The 15,468-nt window shown below is 36.4% G+C and carries 21 protein-coding genes and 1 pseudogene; 15 read left to right on the top strand and 7 right to left on the bottom strand.

The genetic code is table 11. The features are described from left to right. Positions 1 to 50: 50 nt before the first annotated feature. The 7 genes and pseudogenes from I6L50_RS20610 to I6L50_RS20580 all read left to right on the top strand — a co-directional run bounded on the left by I6L50_RS20610 (position 51) and on the right by I6L50_RS20580 (position 7,232). Positions 51 to 1,151, top strand: a complete 1,101-nt coding sequence (locus I6L50_RS20610) for an NAD-dependent epimerase/dehydratase family protein (protein WP_219302741.1) — start codon at positions 51 to 53, stop codon at positions 1,149 to 1,151. Between the two features lie 2 nt (positions 1,152 to 1,153). Then, complete coding sequence (locus I6L50_RS20605; RefSeq protein ID WP_219302739.1) at positions 1,154 to 2,497, top strand: glycosyltransferase family 2 protein; 1,344 nt, start codon at positions 1,154 to 1,156, stop codon at positions 2,495 to 2,497. A 17-nt stretch (positions 2,498 to 2,514) separates the two neighbouring features. Beyond that, positions 2,515 to 3,387, top strand: a complete 873-nt coding sequence (locus tag I6L50_RS20600) for a glycosyltransferase family 2 protein (RefSeq protein WP_219302737.1) — start codon at positions 2,515 to 2,517, stop codon at positions 3,385 to 3,387. A 221-nt stretch (positions 3,388 to 3,608) separates the two neighbouring features. Next, on the top strand, positions 3,609 to 5,144 hold the full coding sequence (locus I6L50_RS20595; protein WP_219302735.1) for a glycosyltransferase family 2 protein: 1,536 nt from the start codon (positions 3,609 to 3,611) through the stop codon (positions 5,142 to 5,144). 320 nt (positions 5,145 to 5,464) lie between these two features. Continuing rightward, entirely contained in the window at positions 5,465 to 6,658 is a 1,194-nt protein-coding gene (locus tag I6L50_RS35690) for a collagen-like protein (RefSeq protein ID WP_219302733.1), read from the top strand. A gap of 41 nt (positions 6,659 to 6,699) precedes the next feature. Further along, positions 6,700 to 6,873 (top strand): annotated as a pseudogene (locus I6L50_RS20585) (alkanesulfonate monooxygenase); the annotation flags it as partial. A 266-nt stretch (positions 6,874 to 7,139) separates the two neighbouring features. Further along, on the top strand, positions 7,140 to 7,232 hold the full coding sequence (locus I6L50_RS20580) for a putative holin-like toxin (protein ID WP_087942988.1): 93 nt from the start codon (positions 7,140 to 7,142) through the stop codon (positions 7,230 to 7,232). A 228-nt stretch (positions 7,233 to 7,460) separates the two neighbouring features. On the opposite strand, the gene I6L50_RS20575 is transcribed toward I6L50_RS20580, so the two are convergent. Further along, positions 7,461 to 8,282 (bottom strand): HNH endonuclease, encoded by an 822-nt coding sequence (locus tag I6L50_RS20575; protein ID WP_000189680.1) that lies wholly within the window; start codon positions 8,280 to 8,282, stop codon positions 7,461 to 7,463. A 149-nt stretch (positions 8,283 to 8,431) separates the two neighbouring features. Here I6L50_RS20575 and I6L50_RS20570 point away from each other — a divergent pair, with 149 nt between their 5' ends. Continuing rightward, the gene (locus I6L50_RS20570; RefSeq protein WP_002136851.1) at positions 8,432 to 9,517 is read left to right on the top strand and encodes an AI-2E family transporter; all 1,086 of its coding nucleotides are present in this window, start codon (positions 8,432 to 8,434) and stop codon (positions 9,515 to 9,517) included. Between the two features lie 233 nt (positions 9,518 to 9,750). On the opposite strand, the gene I6L50_RS20565 is transcribed toward I6L50_RS20570, so the two are convergent. Genes I6L50_RS20565 through I6L50_RS20540 form a run of 6 tightly spaced genes read right to left on the bottom strand, consistent with a single transcriptional unit; the run spans position 9,751 to position 10,738 of the window. After that, the gene (locus I6L50_RS20565) at positions 9,751 to 9,891 is read right to left on the bottom strand and encodes a YrzI family small protein (RefSeq protein ID WP_002065956.1); all 141 of its coding nucleotides are present in this window, start codon (positions 9,889 to 9,891) and stop codon (positions 9,751 to 9,753) included. 27 nt (positions 9,892 to 9,918) lie between these two features. Continuing rightward, the gene (locus I6L50_RS20560; RefSeq protein ID WP_000672237.1) at positions 9,919 to 10,059 is read right to left on the bottom strand and encodes a YrzI family small protein; all 141 of its coding nucleotides are present in this window, start codon (positions 10,057 to 10,059) and stop codon (positions 9,919 to 9,921) included. A 25-nt stretch (positions 10,060 to 10,084) separates the two neighbouring features. Beyond that, a complete protein-coding gene (locus I6L50_RS20555) occupies positions 10,085 to 10,228 on the bottom strand; it encodes a YrzI family small protein (RefSeq protein WP_002013394.1) in 144 nt (47 codons plus the stop codon). Positions 10,229 to 10,254: 26 nt separating this feature from the next. Next, the gene (locus I6L50_RS20550) at positions 10,255 to 10,398 is read right to left on the bottom strand and encodes a YrzI family small protein (protein WP_219302732.1); all 144 of its coding nucleotides are present in this window, start codon (positions 10,396 to 10,398) and stop codon (positions 10,255 to 10,257) included. 28 nt (positions 10,399 to 10,426) lie between these two features. Beyond that, positions 10,427 to 10,570, bottom strand: a complete 144-nt coding sequence (locus I6L50_RS20545; protein WP_000142704.1) for a YrzI family small protein — start codon at positions 10,568 to 10,570, stop codon at positions 10,427 to 10,429. A 27-nt stretch (positions 10,571 to 10,597) separates the two neighbouring features. Beyond that, positions 10,598 to 10,738: a YrzI family small protein gene (locus I6L50_RS20540; RefSeq protein WP_002065958.1), complete on the bottom strand. Its 141-nt coding sequence runs from the start codon at positions 10,736 to 10,738 to the stop codon at positions 10,598 to 10,600. Between the two features lie 440 nt (positions 10,739 to 11,178). Between I6L50_RS20540 and I6L50_RS20535 the strand changes: the two genes are divergently transcribed. The 7 genes from I6L50_RS20535 to I6L50_RS20505 all read left to right on the top strand — a co-directional run bounded on the left by I6L50_RS20535 (position 11,179) and on the right by I6L50_RS20505 (position 15,453). Further along, the gene (locus I6L50_RS20535) at positions 11,179 to 11,763 is read left to right on the top strand and encodes a DUF4825 domain-containing protein (RefSeq protein ID WP_219302730.1); all 585 of its coding nucleotides are present in this window, start codon (positions 11,179 to 11,181) and stop codon (positions 11,761 to 11,763) included. A gap of 23 nt (positions 11,764 to 11,786) precedes the next feature. Beyond that, positions 11,787 to 12,293, top strand: a complete 507-nt coding sequence (locus tag I6L50_RS20530) for a hypothetical protein (RefSeq protein ID WP_219302728.1) — start codon at positions 11,787 to 11,789, stop codon at positions 12,291 to 12,293. 103 nt (positions 12,294 to 12,396) lie between these two features. Then, positions 12,397 to 12,777 (top strand): GntR family transcriptional regulator, encoded by a 381-nt coding sequence (locus tag I6L50_RS20525; RefSeq protein ID WP_000805182.1) that lies wholly within the window; start codon positions 12,397 to 12,399, stop codon positions 12,775 to 12,777. Continuing rightward, a complete protein-coding gene (locus I6L50_RS20520) occupies positions 12,774 to 13,646 on the top strand; it encodes an ATP-binding cassette domain-containing protein (RefSeq protein ID WP_219302726.1) in 873 nt (290 codons plus the stop codon). Before I6L50_RS20525 ends, I6L50_RS20520 begins: the two co-directional genes overlap by 4 nt. Next, positions 13,643 to 14,314 (top strand): DUF4052 family protein, encoded by a 672-nt coding sequence (locus I6L50_RS20515; RefSeq protein ID WP_219302724.1) that lies wholly within the window; start codon positions 13,643 to 13,645, stop codon positions 14,312 to 14,314. Before I6L50_RS20520 ends, I6L50_RS20515 begins: the two co-directional genes overlap by 4 nt. Positions 14,315 to 14,346: 32 nt before the next feature. Beyond that, positions 14,347 to 14,826, top strand: coding sequence for a CcdC family protein (locus tag I6L50_RS20510; RefSeq protein WP_016127147.1), 480 nt, complete (start codon positions 14,347 to 14,349; stop codon positions 14,824 to 14,826). A 117-nt stretch (positions 14,827 to 14,943) separates the two neighbouring features. After that, a complete protein-coding gene (locus I6L50_RS20505; RefSeq protein ID WP_219302722.1) occupies positions 14,944 to 15,453 on the top strand; it encodes a 2'-5' RNA ligase family protein in 510 nt (169 codons plus the stop codon). Positions 15,454 to 15,468: the final 15 nt, after the last annotated feature.

Below are 15,468 nucleotides of genomic sequence, written 5' to 3'. Positions count from 1 at the left end.
TTGGACTGGAGTGGCAAAACATTTGGTATAGATAAGGAATGGTGAACAATATGCCGGATAACAGAATTCTACTAGATGATTTACGGCGTATCATGGATGGATTAACAGAGTACGAGCGCAGCGCTTTGAAAGGAAGGAAAATATTAATAACAGGCTTTGCTGGCTCTCTTGGATTTATGCTGGTACAGTTTTTTGCCCAATATGGGCAAAGCCTTGGTGTGAAACGCATATACGTGCTTGATAATTATATTTTCAGAAAGCCCAATTGGATTCATGCAATAGAAAGCTACCCCCTGTTTACGGTGCACGAGGGCGACGTCACTCGAGAGGATTTTTCGTTTGCCGGCGACGCGGACCTTATTTTTCATATGGCGTCGCTGGCATCTCCCGTATACTACAGATTGCATCCAATCGAAACGATGGATGCCGATGTTGTCGGGCTTCGGCGCCTGCTTGACTTTTATAGTGGCAGAGGCATTTTCAATTTATTGTTTTACTCCACTAGCGAGATTTATGGCGATCCTGAACCTAAAATGGTGCCAACGCCAGAAAGCTATTGGGGCAACGTTAACAGCTCCGGCCCGCGCTCCTGCTATGATGAATCAAAGCGGTACGCCGAAACGCTCTGTTATAATTTTCATTATCAGAAAGGCTTCCCAGTGACGGTGTTACGCCCGTTCAATAGCTTCGGCCCCGGACTGCGTACAAATGATAAACGTGCCCCAGCGGATTTTGCGATGAATATTTTGCAAAATAAACCGATTGTCTTGTACAGCGACGGTAAAGCGACTCGTACCTTCTGTTATGCTTCGGATACCACACTCGCGTCACTGAAATGTGCGTTGTATGCGCGATACGATATCTTCAATATCGGTAACGACACGGAAGAAATGACAATTCTGGAATTAGCGGAGATATATCGTTCCGTTGGGAATTGTATCTTTGGATATAACGGGAGAATCATATTTAGTGAGCATACAGACAAACATTACAATACGGACAGCCCACAGCGCCGCTGTCCGGATTTGAGCAAAATAAAAACAGTACTGGATTACACGCCATCAGTGGATACCCGTACGGGGGTAGAACGGTATTTGAGGTATTTAGAGATGAACGGAAATAATGAAAAAGGTATCATAAAAGAGGTGTAAATATGCGGATATCTGGGCAGAGGCCGCTTGTAAGTTTTATCGTAAGTGTATACAATTTAGAGCGTTATATTGGCGCGTGTTTGGACAGCATCATTATTCAGCCCTTTGATGATTATGAAATCGTTTTGGTCAATAACAACTCTACTGACAGGAGCGATGCTATTTGCAGAGAGTACGCAGTACATAATAAACAGATACGATATTACGCGCTAACTGGTGAGCCGCTTTTTGGCAAGGCGGTTATATACGGAACAAAGAAAGCACGGGGGCAATACATACATTATGTAGATGGCGACGATATGTTGGCCCCGGGCGCATATGAGGAAATCGTAAAAATTTTACGAAACAGTGCTCCAGATGTGCTTTTCGGACGATTCAGTACGGTTTTAGAGGATAATGTCATCAATTTTACTGATACAATTTATCAAACTAATCGTATTAACGGTCAAAGTAAAGATCAAGTTCTTAAATACTTAACTGAAGCTCAGCCGTTTAATGTAGCAACGTGGCGACTGATTTTTTCACGAAAATTACGGGAGCATTATAATGTGCCCATAAAACGTTTAAAGACGCCATCAAATATTTATCATGATGTCTATATATCTGTCCGTACTTTGCTATCGGCACAATTGGTACACTACGTTGACACGTTGGTTTACTTGTACCGTGTGCATTCATCATCAATTACAAGGATAACTCCATCCAAGGCTATTTCGGAGTGCTTCAAGCTTTTGCTCTCCTTGTCGTTGTTGATGCGCCGTGTGGCAAAAACGGAACAAGAGCGCGGTTTTGTCCACGTCTATATGGAACAATTTCGCTACCAACTCATTGCTGCGTTATGCACCATGAGTAATGAACAAATAAGCGAAAGCGCTGCCGAGATAGATAAATACTTGAACCGAAAAGATTTGAAAGATACGATCACACCCTCAGAAAGGAACGGTTGTTCTGAAATTAGTACTCTGTTATCAGAGGAGGCTACGGTGGGTCTTGCCCGTTTGCAGGTACAATACCGTAGCATAATCGAGCAAATAGCCAGGAAAGTTTTAGCTAAGGGGGGCAATATATATATTGCTCCAACCGGCCATATTGGTTTATATTTAAAAACTGCTTTTGAGGCAAGTGGCCTTTCTTTTTCTGGTTTTTTTGATAACGATGTACAAAAAAATGGAATGTTAGCTGATGGAGTTCCTGTTTGCCTCCCTACCGCTGTAACGAAGATAGTTGACGATAAGCCAATAACAATCTTGATTGTATCTGGATACCAAAATGTGAGGGAAGAACTTCGGAGACAGTTTATAGGGCTTGGTATTGACGAAAGCGATTTGCTTTTCGTTGAATTTTAACATCTGGAGAGGTGTCTATGCCATTTATTAGCGTTATATTGCTTACATACAACCGTGAGCAGTATCTGCCAGTCATGCTGGAATCCTTGCAGAATCAGACATTCAGTGATTATGAGCTGATTCTAGTCAACAATGGTTCAACCGATGGTACAGCGGAACTCTGTACTGGTTACGCGGAAGTGGATGCGCGGGTGAAATTATTAACAATTTCGAAAAACATCGGAGCATCGTATGGACGTAACAGCGGTCTTGCTGCCGCTACGGGCGAATATGTTGTATTTGTGGATGACGACGACCGATGCGAGCCATCGATGCTCTCGTTTCTCGCCGACCTTGTACGTGAAGAAAATGCCGATATTGCGATGTGCGGTAGCTATAATGATTTCGGGGATAGGCTAGAGCCATACTTTGTTTGCAATGGGAGGTTCGTTTTTGACCGATTGCAGGGATTACGAGAGCTATTAAAACGTCAGCTTTACAACGCCGCGCCGCCGACCAAGATCTTTCGGCGCGGTTTGTGGATGGGACTTTCATTTCCGGATAATGTACTGGTGGATGACATTCACGTTATCTACAAAGTATTTGAGCGGGCGGGGCGAATAGCTGTATGGAATATCGCGATGTATTATTTCAGGAAGCACTCGTCCAACATGACGGCGTTTATACACAACAAGCAGATGACTCCAGAATTACTCGATGAGTATTTGGTGATGTATCAAACGAGGGCTAAATACCTATCAAAACGCGCACCGGAAATTGCTGAAGATATTGAAAAATCTTTGTTCGCTTTTATGCAAAGTATGTGTGAGAACATCACATCAAACCGCTTTAAGGGCTTTGAAAGGCAACTAGAATATATGACGAATTACCTAGCTCATAAGAGGCAGTAATATAATGAGGTCGCCAGAAGATATGCGAATCATCCGAATTAATATAGCCAGCGCCTGCACGCTGGCCGCTTTAAATTGCACACGCTTTTTCGGGAACTACAAGAAGTCCTTCTTTATGGACAAAGAAACATTCTGTATAAATGCACATAATCTATAATAACTGGGAAAAACCCCCATGAATTCATGAAAAATATTTTTATATGATTAGGGGATGATGTTGCTTGAAAAAATGTATTTTCTACACATATGCATATAATGCGGAAAAAACGATGGCGCGTGCGATTGAAAGTGTTATTGCCCAAACTGAGCAGAATTGGGTGTGGCATTTATTGGATAATGCTGCGACAGATGGAACAGGAGAAATCATAAAACAATATGCTTCCAAAGATTCGCGTATTATTGCGCTTAGAAACAAGCAGAATCATGTTCATGAAAGAGAGCACAGCTGGACAGAAATTATTGAGAATTACGATGAAAGTGATTATTTCTGTTTTCTCGATGCAGACGATGAATATAAACCGAACTTCTTGAAGAGCATGGTGCAATTTATATCGAATTACGATCTCGATGTTGCCGCTTGTGGACATGATTTTATCGATGAAACAAGCAAGGATCTAATTGCTATTCGCAGATTGGGTCAAAACCTCATATTAGATACACCAGAAATGTTTAACACATATTTTTCGGATTATCATCAGTTTATGAGGACAGTATGGTGCAAACTTTACAAAGTATCGGTTTTACGAAAATTTGATTTTTCACGTATGCCAGATATGCACTACGGTGCAGATACACTGTTTGCAATTGAAAACTTTCGTAATGCCAGACGTGTAGGTATCCTAGCAGACTCGTTACATAAATACTATATGAATCTACAATCTTCTTCGTATCAGTTGGATGCTACTCGTATTACTTGCGACCGTATACTTGACGATACAGCACGTGCATTTCTGATTGATAAGTGCGGATTCATCAGCCCACAGAACAACCAGTTTATTCATGCTGTCTACTATAACGGAATAAACGACACGATAACCGTTATACTTCAAGAAACCTTGACGAGCTATGCAAAACTACAAAGTCTGTATGATGTATTAACCCACAAAAAAACGAAAGAATTATTCCAACAAATCGATATTTCTGATGAAGAGCTGGATTTAAAGCTGCGTACGCCAGTTATAAACTGGCTTCTTGCACAAAAAAAATATCGAGCCTACAAAAGCGCTGAAATGACTGTTGAAATACTTGTGACCATATATCCACACTTATCTCAATTTATTAAAAAAGAAACGCTGAAGTATTTACTATTGAAAATTCCTGATATAATCCCATATGTTCTACGAAAAGATTACAATAGCATTATTGAGCGTTTTCAGTCTTGGTATAAAACTTGTAATGTAGACGATCCTTCGTTAACTGAAATGGAAATTATTGCTTATCAAGCCGTAAATAAGCCGGATGACCAGCTACTTTTGCTTTTTTTAGATATCAAAAAGAAGCGACCTTTGTCGTTAAAAAAATTGAATATTAACTCGCAAATTGCTAATCTACTCACAAAGTATCCGTTGCTCCAAAATATCAATGCCGACTTAGTAGCTATTTTTCCGCATACGGTTCGTTGGATAATGAAGGGAGATCTTACCCGTGCGTTTGATGAGTATATTTCTACTTCACAGAGCACTGAAATACATGACGCTGACGCCGAAGCTTATATTTTGCTAGGTCAAAACTTGTCAGCTGCTGTAGAAAATGTCTGAGGCATTTGTATTTCAAAAAACATAGATATCCTATTTTCCAAAGAAATAGCAGTGAATCAAAATACAAATGAGTAGGGGTACCGAAATAGTACCTCTTTTGTTGTTTCAAAAGTTCCTTTAATATGATGTTATGTCAATCTTAGATGTATTCGATAAAATAAAAGGAGTTTCATTCTTTGAATGAGGATCTAATACATATAAGGGGATAAATGAATTAATTATGGTGTTTTTTGGTTTTTCTCTTATTGTACATGCATTCTTTTACCCTTGATTATTATTATGTAGAGAGATGTAAAAACATGTAATACGAGGTGAGTATTTTGAAGCGATTTGACAAACACAAATGTCATTTCCCATGTGCTTTTCCGCCTCTTGTTGTAGGTCCAACCGGTCCAACCGGCCCATGTTGCACAGGCCCAACCGGCCCAGCTGGACCAACGGGACCAACGGGACCAACGGGGCCAACTGGGCCAACTGGGCCAACTGGGCCAACAGGAGATCCTGGACCAACGGGACCGACAGGACCAACGGGACCAACAGGAGCGACGGGACCAACGGGATCAACCGGACCGACAGGACCAACAGGAGCGACGGGACCAACGGGATCAACCGGACCGACAGGACCAACAGGAGCGACGGGACCAACAGGATCGACGGGGCCAACGGGATCAACCGGACCGACAGGACCAACGGGATCAACCGGACCGACAGGACCAACGGGATCAACCGGACCGACAGGACCAACGGGACCAACAGGATCGACGGGACCAACGGGATCAACCGGACCGACGGGACCAACGGGATCGACGGGACCAACGGGATCAACTGGACCAACGGGACCAACGGGATCGACGGGACCGACGGGACCAACGGGGCCAACGGGATCGACGGGACCAACGGGATCAACCGGACCAACGGGACCAACGGGGCCAACGGGATCGACGGGACCAACGGGATCGACGGGACCAACGGGATCAACCGGACCGACAGGACCAACAGGATCGACGGGGCCAACGGGACCAACCGCACCAGCCGGATCAACCGGCCCAACGGGACCAACCGGAGTAGTTGCAGCTATTTTACAACCATTCGCAAATAGTAGTATTAATACGCAAACAATTGCTAGTGGGGGTCTTGTAGTACTTCCTACGGCCCCTGGGCCAAATATACAGGTTGTCGGAATAACTTATAATAACGTAGATACCTTTACAATAGTTACACCTGGTCTTTATTATCTTAGTGCCCAATTAAACTTTAATGTAGGCACAGCACCAAATTCTAATTTTGCAATTGCAATTAATGGTGTTCCTATTGTACCAGCTTCAAATGCAAATGGTGCAGGTATGATTACAATATCACAGGTAGCTAATTATGCTGCTGGCACTACAATAAGCATTTTTAATAATTCACCAACTTCAGTAACTATAGAAAATGGTGTAAATACAACTGGAGCAATACAAACTTTTAGTGCAGGTAGTTTCGCTCTGTTTAGATTTGCTGACGGACCAATATAATGAATGAAACGAAAGAATTCGCTTTCCTCAAGGGAGTGGAGATCCGTGAATATGAAGCGTTAGAAATTGATACGTTTGTTTTATTAGGATATCCGCATTTAGAAGAAGCGTATGAAGTAGCAGAATTATTATTTCCATTATTGAAAGACGAAAAGGAACAAGAAAATAAAATTGTTGGTGAAATGATTGCGGATGCATATGCATTAAAAAAATAGTGAGAAATAAAGTGAAATTTTAATCCTTTGGGTGAATTGTCCCAAAGGATTATTGGTTGAACCAATCGGGCATTAACAGGCAGTTTCACCAATGATTTGCTTCATTTTGTTTACTGCCTGTTAATACGGGATAAAAAACCCGCAAGTATTTCACTTGCGGGTTTTCATCGTAAACTATTAGAAAATATGGTAAAATTAAATAGTAACTTAAGGTACGGTTGGTTGTTCAATTATCACTTCTCCGAGTAGGAGGGGGGTGATAATAAGTGAGTGAAATTTCGTTGTTATTGCAAGGTGGACTGTTTCTCATTGCATTGTTAACGTTTATTGTCGTCTTAATTGACAAGCTCAAAAAATAACAACCCACCTATGCCTATAGAATGTGGGTTGTTGTGTTTGTACGAAACAAATAGGATAAATGAACAATCCAATCTGCTAAGTTACGTGGACTAGTGTGTAGCCGCACACTAGTCTTTTTTATTTATATACAGGTTTCAATTGTTTTATGTGATTGTATTGTTCTTTTCATACTCATTATAACACAGTGTCTTTTCATGAAGAAAGGAGACCGTATGTTCTGGTTTCGATTAAATAGAACGTGTAGTTTCTTTAAATAGCCCATCCATATACTGTTTTAAACTTTCCACAAAAAATCCTTTTTTGTCTACATTATTTACGCCGACAATTGGTGATGGAAGATTGTATCTTTTTTCTGATAAATGAACAACAACATCAAAAATATCAAATAGGCGAATGAAGCAGAATAGACCGTCTTTATCACTAAGTAAAATAAAGTAATGGTTTTCGCTCGTTGTATTTAATGTATTCCATAAAGAGCTTTTGCTTAAGTCACGAACGATACTCTTTTCCTTTAATTCCATGAAATCGGCATTTAATAGAATGGTAGAAATATCAATCGCATCTGGATCGTCAAAGTAGCCATCAATTGTTTGTACAGCAAAAGTATAAGCCATTTTTAATACACTCATTTTATATTTACGGTTATCTAAAAGCAATTCACGTTGAATAGAACTAGCTACTTTTGTTACGCGCTCTTCTTTCCAAATTTCATTATGTAATGAAATATCGTGCTTTTTACATAGTTTCATAATTAATGCATTGGAATAAAGTATCTCATCACTTACTTCGACTACATCTGTCTCAGCGGCTGCTAGCTCCTCACCATGCTCATTCGTATAGAGAGGGGAATCGATTTGTTTTTTCATTTGCTCAATCTTATATTGACTTAATTTATGTCTAATTAAAGGACGATCAATATTTGTTGTCATATGTTCATGACATGAATCACAAATTGAGTTTATGAAATAATATCCACATAATATCTCTGGAATGACATATTGTTCACTAAGTTCTTTCGTATCTTTTCTGCAAATGATGCATTGTGTCATATTTATCACCTTTACCTGCAAATTTGTCTGTAATCTCATTGTAGTGTATTTAATGGGATTTTGGAATATTGTAAAGGAAAATATTATGTGAAATCTAAGTTTAATTTGGTACAATGAAGAGAAGTGCTAGTTTAAAGGAGGACATTTTTTTGAAATCGAAAGTGCACTTTTGGACATTAGAAGTGCTGATGGTTGTAGGAATTATATTTATTTGCACAAAAATATCGTTTCTATTTCAACCAATTGGTATCTTCATATCAACATTATTTTTCCCAATTTTAATCGCGCTATTTTTATACTTCATATTTAACCCTGTGTTAGTCTTTTTGGAGAATAAAAAAGTACCTAGAGGTTTAGCAATCTTACTACTGTACCTTTTTATCATTACATTAACTGGAGTTGCTATTGGAGTAGTCGTTCCAACCATCTCACAACAGTTAATGGATTTAGTAAAAAATATGCCGACTTACATAAAAGAGGGAAAAGTATACATACAAGATCTATCCCATCATAGATTATTTGAATGGCTATCTACACAAAACTACGTTTCCATTGAGACAATTGAGAAAAATGCAATTGAATACTTAAAGGAAATACCAAACACACTTACGTCGAGTGCAACGGCTTTATTTGGTATTATCACGAACGTGGCGTTAGTTATCTTTACAGTACCGTTCATTTTATTTTATATGTTTAAAGATGGACATGCATTTCCAGGAAAAGCTGTTAGTGTATTACCAGAGTCTTACCGTGAAGAAGGACTTCGTATCATAAAGGAAACGAACGAAACATTATCTGCATATATTCAAGGTCAAGCGCTAGTTTGTATGTTTATTGGTGCCTTTACATTTACTGGTTATTTAATTATCGGTTTACCGTATGCTTTCGTTTTAGGAATTATCGCAGCATTTACAAATATAATTCCGAACTTAGGTCCATTTATCGGAGCAGCACCAGCTGTCATTATAGGTCTGTTCGTATCTCCGATGCAAGCTCTGTACGTAATTATTATAGTAACAATCGTACAACAGTTTGAAAGTAACATCATTTCACCGCGTATTATGAGTTCAAAATTAAACATCCATCCGTTGACAATTATCATCCTTATTTTAGGGGTAGGTAATTTCGCGGGAATTATCGGAATGATTTTAGCAGTACCAGCTTATGCGGTAACAAAAACAGTTGTTTCGAACTTAGTGAGATTGTTTAAGACGAAACGAAGTAAACGGAAATAGAATATGTTGAGAAAGATACACCGCTTAATAAAAAGGGGTGTATCTTTTATTTTTTTGAGTGTATGAAATACTTATTATTATATATTTTTTACACATCAAATCAGGCAGTGAATTTTTGTTAAATAAATTTTATAAACTATGTGGAATCTCTCTGAACTATCCAAATCATTTCTTTACACCGCGTCATTAACATCATAATCGACTCCTTTCATTTCTAATATAAGTTCAAACAATTATAGGTGAGTGTAGTACTTGCTTCTACGATCACGAATTTCATCTATAATCTTTTTATACTGTTCCTCTTGTTTTACTTCATTTGCAGATATAGTTTCTTTTTGAATCGTTATGGTTAAAAAGAAAAGGTGAAACTTCATACATGAATTCCTCCTTTCGAATAGGAATTACAGGTGACTACAATAATGACTTTGTCGTTCTTTTACGTTGTACATAGCCTGCTCAATTTGTCGGTCATGAAGCATATCAGACTCAGACAGTTTGTTTTTTTGAATGGTAATTGTTAAAAATAATACTCTGAATTTCATTGGATATTACCCCTTTATAATGTATTTAGTAAAGACGATTGTAATAAGAGGACTGGCGCTCTTTCACATCATCCATAATATTTTTAATTTGTTGTTCACGAGAAATTTCATCTTTTGAAAGTTTGCGTTTTTGAATGGTAATCGTTAAAAAGAAAGCCTTAAATTTCATTAGGAAATTACCCCTTTATAATGTATTTAGTAAAGGCGATTGTAATAAGAGGACTGAAGCTCTTTTACTTCGTCCATAATAATTTTAATTTGTTGTTCACGTAAGATTTCAGCTTTTGAAGATTTACGTTTTTGAATGGTGATAGTTAAAAAGAAAGCTTTGAATTTCATTAGGATATTGCCCCTTTTAAAAATATTTTTAGTACATTTGTGTATAATACGAACTTTTAATGTCCGTTATTTTATCCATAGTTTGTTTTAATTGTTGTTTACGAAAGATTTCAGCTTCAGATAACGTTTTTTTCTGAAGTGCTGTCGTAAAAAAGAAAATATGAAAAGTCATAGACGAATTCCTCCTTTCGAAAAGGAATTACAGGTGATCGCAATAAAGCACTTGGCGCTCCTTAACATCATTCATAGCTTTTGTAATTTGCTCATTATGAAGAATTTCAGCTTTGGAAAGTTTATTTCTTTGAATCGTAATACTTAAAAACAATACGCTAATAGTCATCGAATGTTGCTCCTTTCTTTAAAAAATAATGTATGAGACTAAAAAATCGCACGAAAAAGCCACAGGAAGATATCGTTCTCCTATGGCTGGGCGTGAAAAAGCCACAGGAAAGTATACGACCTCCTGTGGCGAATTTATGAATTAATAGAAATAAAGTACGATTTTCAATTCTCCGTTAGGGTGGTCGAATTCATATTTAATTGTCCGAAAAACACAGATGCAGTTAACGCTAAAGTTAAAGCATGTAATTGTAATTTCATCATTTCCTTCGACCTCCTTTTAGAATATTTTTCTTACGTTAGTAATTATATACAATTAATGGATAATTGTAAACATAAAAAGTGAAAATTTTTAATTTTGATTAAAATGCGTATATTTTAAAGGGTTTTGAGAAGAAGTATTGTAATGAACGAAATATCGATAAAAATGGGGGATGCTAAATGAAATATATGCATCGTAATGTGGTTGTTATGCTAACAATTTTTTTATTTATTACTGCTTGTTCTAGCGGAGAAAGAATAAAAGAAATATCTGATATTGAACCTGGTGCTTTTAAGAAATATGCTGGGACATATGTTGGTAATAACTCAGATGTGGTTGCAATTGTTAATCATTTACCCGGTGGTGAAACATTTCAAAGTATAAGTTTAGAGAATGAAAGTATAAAGGTGAACTATGGTGCACGAGGGGATGGAGCCCTTACAGAAGATATGGTTGAGACGTATTGGTTTGATGGTAAGGATACGATGAAGAAGAATTTTCTCTTTAACGTTATTTATCTAGCGATTTTAGTACCAAATGCAAAAGGTTACGAGTTTCAAGTAGAAAATAAAAAATTTACGATGAAAAGAGAAGAAATACTATCAATCTTGTATGAAAAATTTGATGATTTTCCAAAAGAAGATGATATATGGGATAAAATGAAAGTAGTAAAGTTCCTTAACGATAATAACAAAAAAATTACAATGCTTATGAATGATAAAGAGTTTCGGGAATTTTTATTTGCTAAATATCCAGTGCAGTAGTTGAAATAATGGGAGGAGAAAAGGTGGAGTTAGTATACAAAATTATCTATCATAGAATGCAGGAACATTATTTACCTAAGCTAGTACAGGCAATAAGGCTCATTAGTGAAGAAGATTTGTGGAAACAAAGGGACTCTATTAATTCAATTGGTGGAATCGTACTGCATATTTGTGAACATTTACAGAGAAATACAAAGCGTAATAAGAATCCAAATATAGTTTTTGAAAAGGGAATTGAGGAGTATTTTCCGGTAAAACGACTAAGCTCTGAAGTTTTGCTAAAAAACGTTGAAGAAATATTTGATGAATGGAGAAAAGCATATATGCAAGTATGGAAAGAAAAAAAGCATATTGATCTTCATAACTTACTACATTTAGTGGAGCATACAAGTTATCATCTAGGACAAATAGTAGATCGGACGAAATCTATAAAAGGACAACAGTTTAACTTTTGTCAAAATGGTATAAATGAAAAGAATTTGAGAACAAAAGTTGAAACTATGAATTTTTTGAAAGAGAGTCATTCTTAAATGAATGATTCTCTTTTTCGATGAAAATTATGGAAAAAAATATAACGTTGTGCTATGGTTAATTACATAAGTAATGAACCTATGAACCTAAGGTGGTGAAATCGTGAAACCTACTCTAGAACAAAATAAGTTAATATACATACAAATTGCAGAAACAATTGAATCTGATATTTTAAAAGACATATTACTTGAAGAAGAACAAGTCCCGTCGACAAATCAATTTGCGAAGATGTTACAAATTAATCCGGCTACAGCTGCAAAAGGAGTAAATCTACTAGTAGATGAGGGGATCTTATATAAAAAGAGAGGGATCGGGATGTTTGTTACAAAGGGAGCAAAAGAAGTCGTACTAAAAAAAAGACAAAATACTTTTATGACTGAGTATTTACCTAAAGTGTGGGAAGAAGCAAAAGTACTAGAAATATCAAAAGACGAATTGATGGACATGATACACAAAATTACGAAGGAGGGGAAAGAGGGATGATTGCACTTGAAACGAAAAACTTGTCTAAAAAATATAAAAAGAAATTAGCTGTTAACGAAGTAACTATTTCATTGGAAGAGCATAAAATATATGGTTTGCTTGGAAGAAACGGAGCGGGGAAAACAACTTTATTAAACATACTCGCAGGTCAGATTATTTCAAGTAGTGGAAGCGTATCTGTATTTGGTGAAAATGTATTTGAAAATAGTAAAGCGATGCGAAATATTTGTTTCGTAAAGGTGAAAGAAAACATTAATTTAAGTAGTAAGGTAAAAGATGTTTTTTATTTGTGTAACATGTTTTATGAAAATTGGGATCAAGAATATGCTGAGGAACTTATTAAAAAATTTCAATTGAATGCAAAAGAAAAATATTATGATTTATCCCATGGTATGCAAACAATTGTTGGTATTATTAAAGGTTTAGCTAGTAGAGCACCAATTACTATTTTTGATGAGCCGACTACCGGTTTAGATGCAGCACATCGAGAGTTGTTTTACGAATTATTATTGGAAGATTATAGTGAATATCCACGAACAATCATCTTATCAACACATTTAGTTGAGGAAGTGTCCCATGTTATAGAAAATGTAATCATATTAAAAGAAGGATCGTTAGCTGTTCAATCCTCTGTGGAAGATTTTTTAGAAAAAGGACACATAATATCAGGACATAAAGATAAAGTGACAAATTTTTTAATGGGGAAAAATGTTGTAAAACAAGAGTTGTATGGGAATAAAGAGCTTTCTGCGATATGGGGAGATCTTTCTGCTAGAGATTATGAGCTAATAGAAACTGAAGGGTTAGAAATAGGCAGAGTAACACTGCAAAAACTATTTATTTATCTAACAGATAATGAGGTGAAATGAAAATGCTTTTAAAACAATTAAAGTTACATATGAAATTTCATTATAAGGCTATTCTTATCTTTTGGTGTGTGGCATTATTTATAAAATGGACAACAACTGCAACTGATATAAAGGGACTAAAGGTAGCATTTTTACATGATATCTTCAATAATTCATCTATTGCAATTGCAATATTTATTGTGGCAAGTGTTTTTCTTGTTCAAGATGACATATTTCGTACAGTTGTCTCATTTGGCGTTACTAGATTACAATTCTTTATTGGTTCAGTATGTTTTATCATATTACAATCAGTAATTTTTTCATTTCTACAAGTTTTGCTTTTACAAGGTACATTTTATGAAACGAAACATATACATTTAGGAGCACATACAATTGAACAATTCTTTGCACAGTTCGTGTTCTATCTATTATTAGCTAGCTTATTTCAATTAACAACTATTTTTCAGAAAAGATTTAATTGGATAGGCTTTGCTTTTAGTGTGATTTTTTTCTTGGGGTTGACGAGTACAATTTATGGTAAGGTAGGTTTGAAAGAATTGGTATTTATTGATAGTAAATCGTTACTTGATATACCCAATTTTATATCAATTTCGATAGTGCTTATTTTAATATACTTTATAATTAGCGCTCTATTTATTCGTAAAGTTTCTTTTGAGGATACGATTTAAGCACAAATACTTTAAGAGAGAAGGAAGACTGTATGGGAGATACTTCTTCACTAATAACCGTCTTTTTATGCGTGGCACTGCTAATTTTTTGGCGACGATATCGTTCTATGTATAAGCCGATAAAGGGAACGGGAAAACGTATTTTGTGGCCATTACTATTTTTAACACCGGGTATTTTATTGTTTTTTGGTCCAGTACATCCAGCTATATTACAAGTGACTATAGCAGCATCCATTGGGGTGATTTTCGCAATCCCACTTATATTTCTAACAAACTATGAGCGAAGAGAAGACGGAAACATTTATACGAAAAAAAGTGCTGCCTTTTTAATTACTTTTATCGGAATTGTTATTTTAAGATATAGTTCAAGACAATATATCGTTGGCTTAGATCCGCAAATAATTGGTTTATTATTTTACGTCGTTGCGGTGTCTTATATTATTCCGTGGAGAATTGCTTGTTATATAAAATTCAGGAAAGTTTGGCGGGAAAATAATAATCATGCTATATGAAAACTTCTCATTTGAGAAGTTTTTTATTTTTCTATGTAAGTGAAATAACTTGATGAAGTGCAAGCTACTATGCAATATGATAAATATAAAAAATTGAGGAGAGTGGGGGATATAAAAATGCGTACAATTTTACTTTTTCTAAATAACATGTCTACTGATGAGATAGAAAGTATTAGAGAAATACACGATCCTTTATGTGGTTTAATTCCTCCCCACATAACAATTGTATTTCCTTTTGAAGGTAATATTTCAAATGATGAATTGAAATCACATATTTCGAATCTGGCAAAAGGGATAGGTACAATTGAGATTAAGTTTGCAAGTGGTGTAACTAGTATAGGAGGCTATTTATTGTTAGAAATTGAGCAAGGAAAAGAACAAATAGAAAAACTACATGATAAATTGTATACAGGCCCCTTATTACGATTTTTGAAACGAGACATTCCATACATACCACATGTAACAGTTGGGAGAAAAGATAGCGCGGAGTTAGCGGCTGAAATAGCGAAGGATATTCCTAGTTTTCATGAGAAGTTAAATTGTGTAATTGATAGAATTAGTGTGGAACGAATTGGTGAGAATGGAGAATCAATTATTGAATTTGAAGTACCATTGCAAAAAAGCTGACGAAAGTCAGCTTTT

Source organism: Bacillus sp. FDAARGOS_1420 (assembly GCF_019344915.1).
GTDB lineage: Bacteria > Bacillota > Bacilli > Bacillales > Bacillaceae_G > Bacillus_A > Bacillus_A mycoides.
This window is presented reverse-complemented; position numbering and strand designations above follow the sequence as displayed.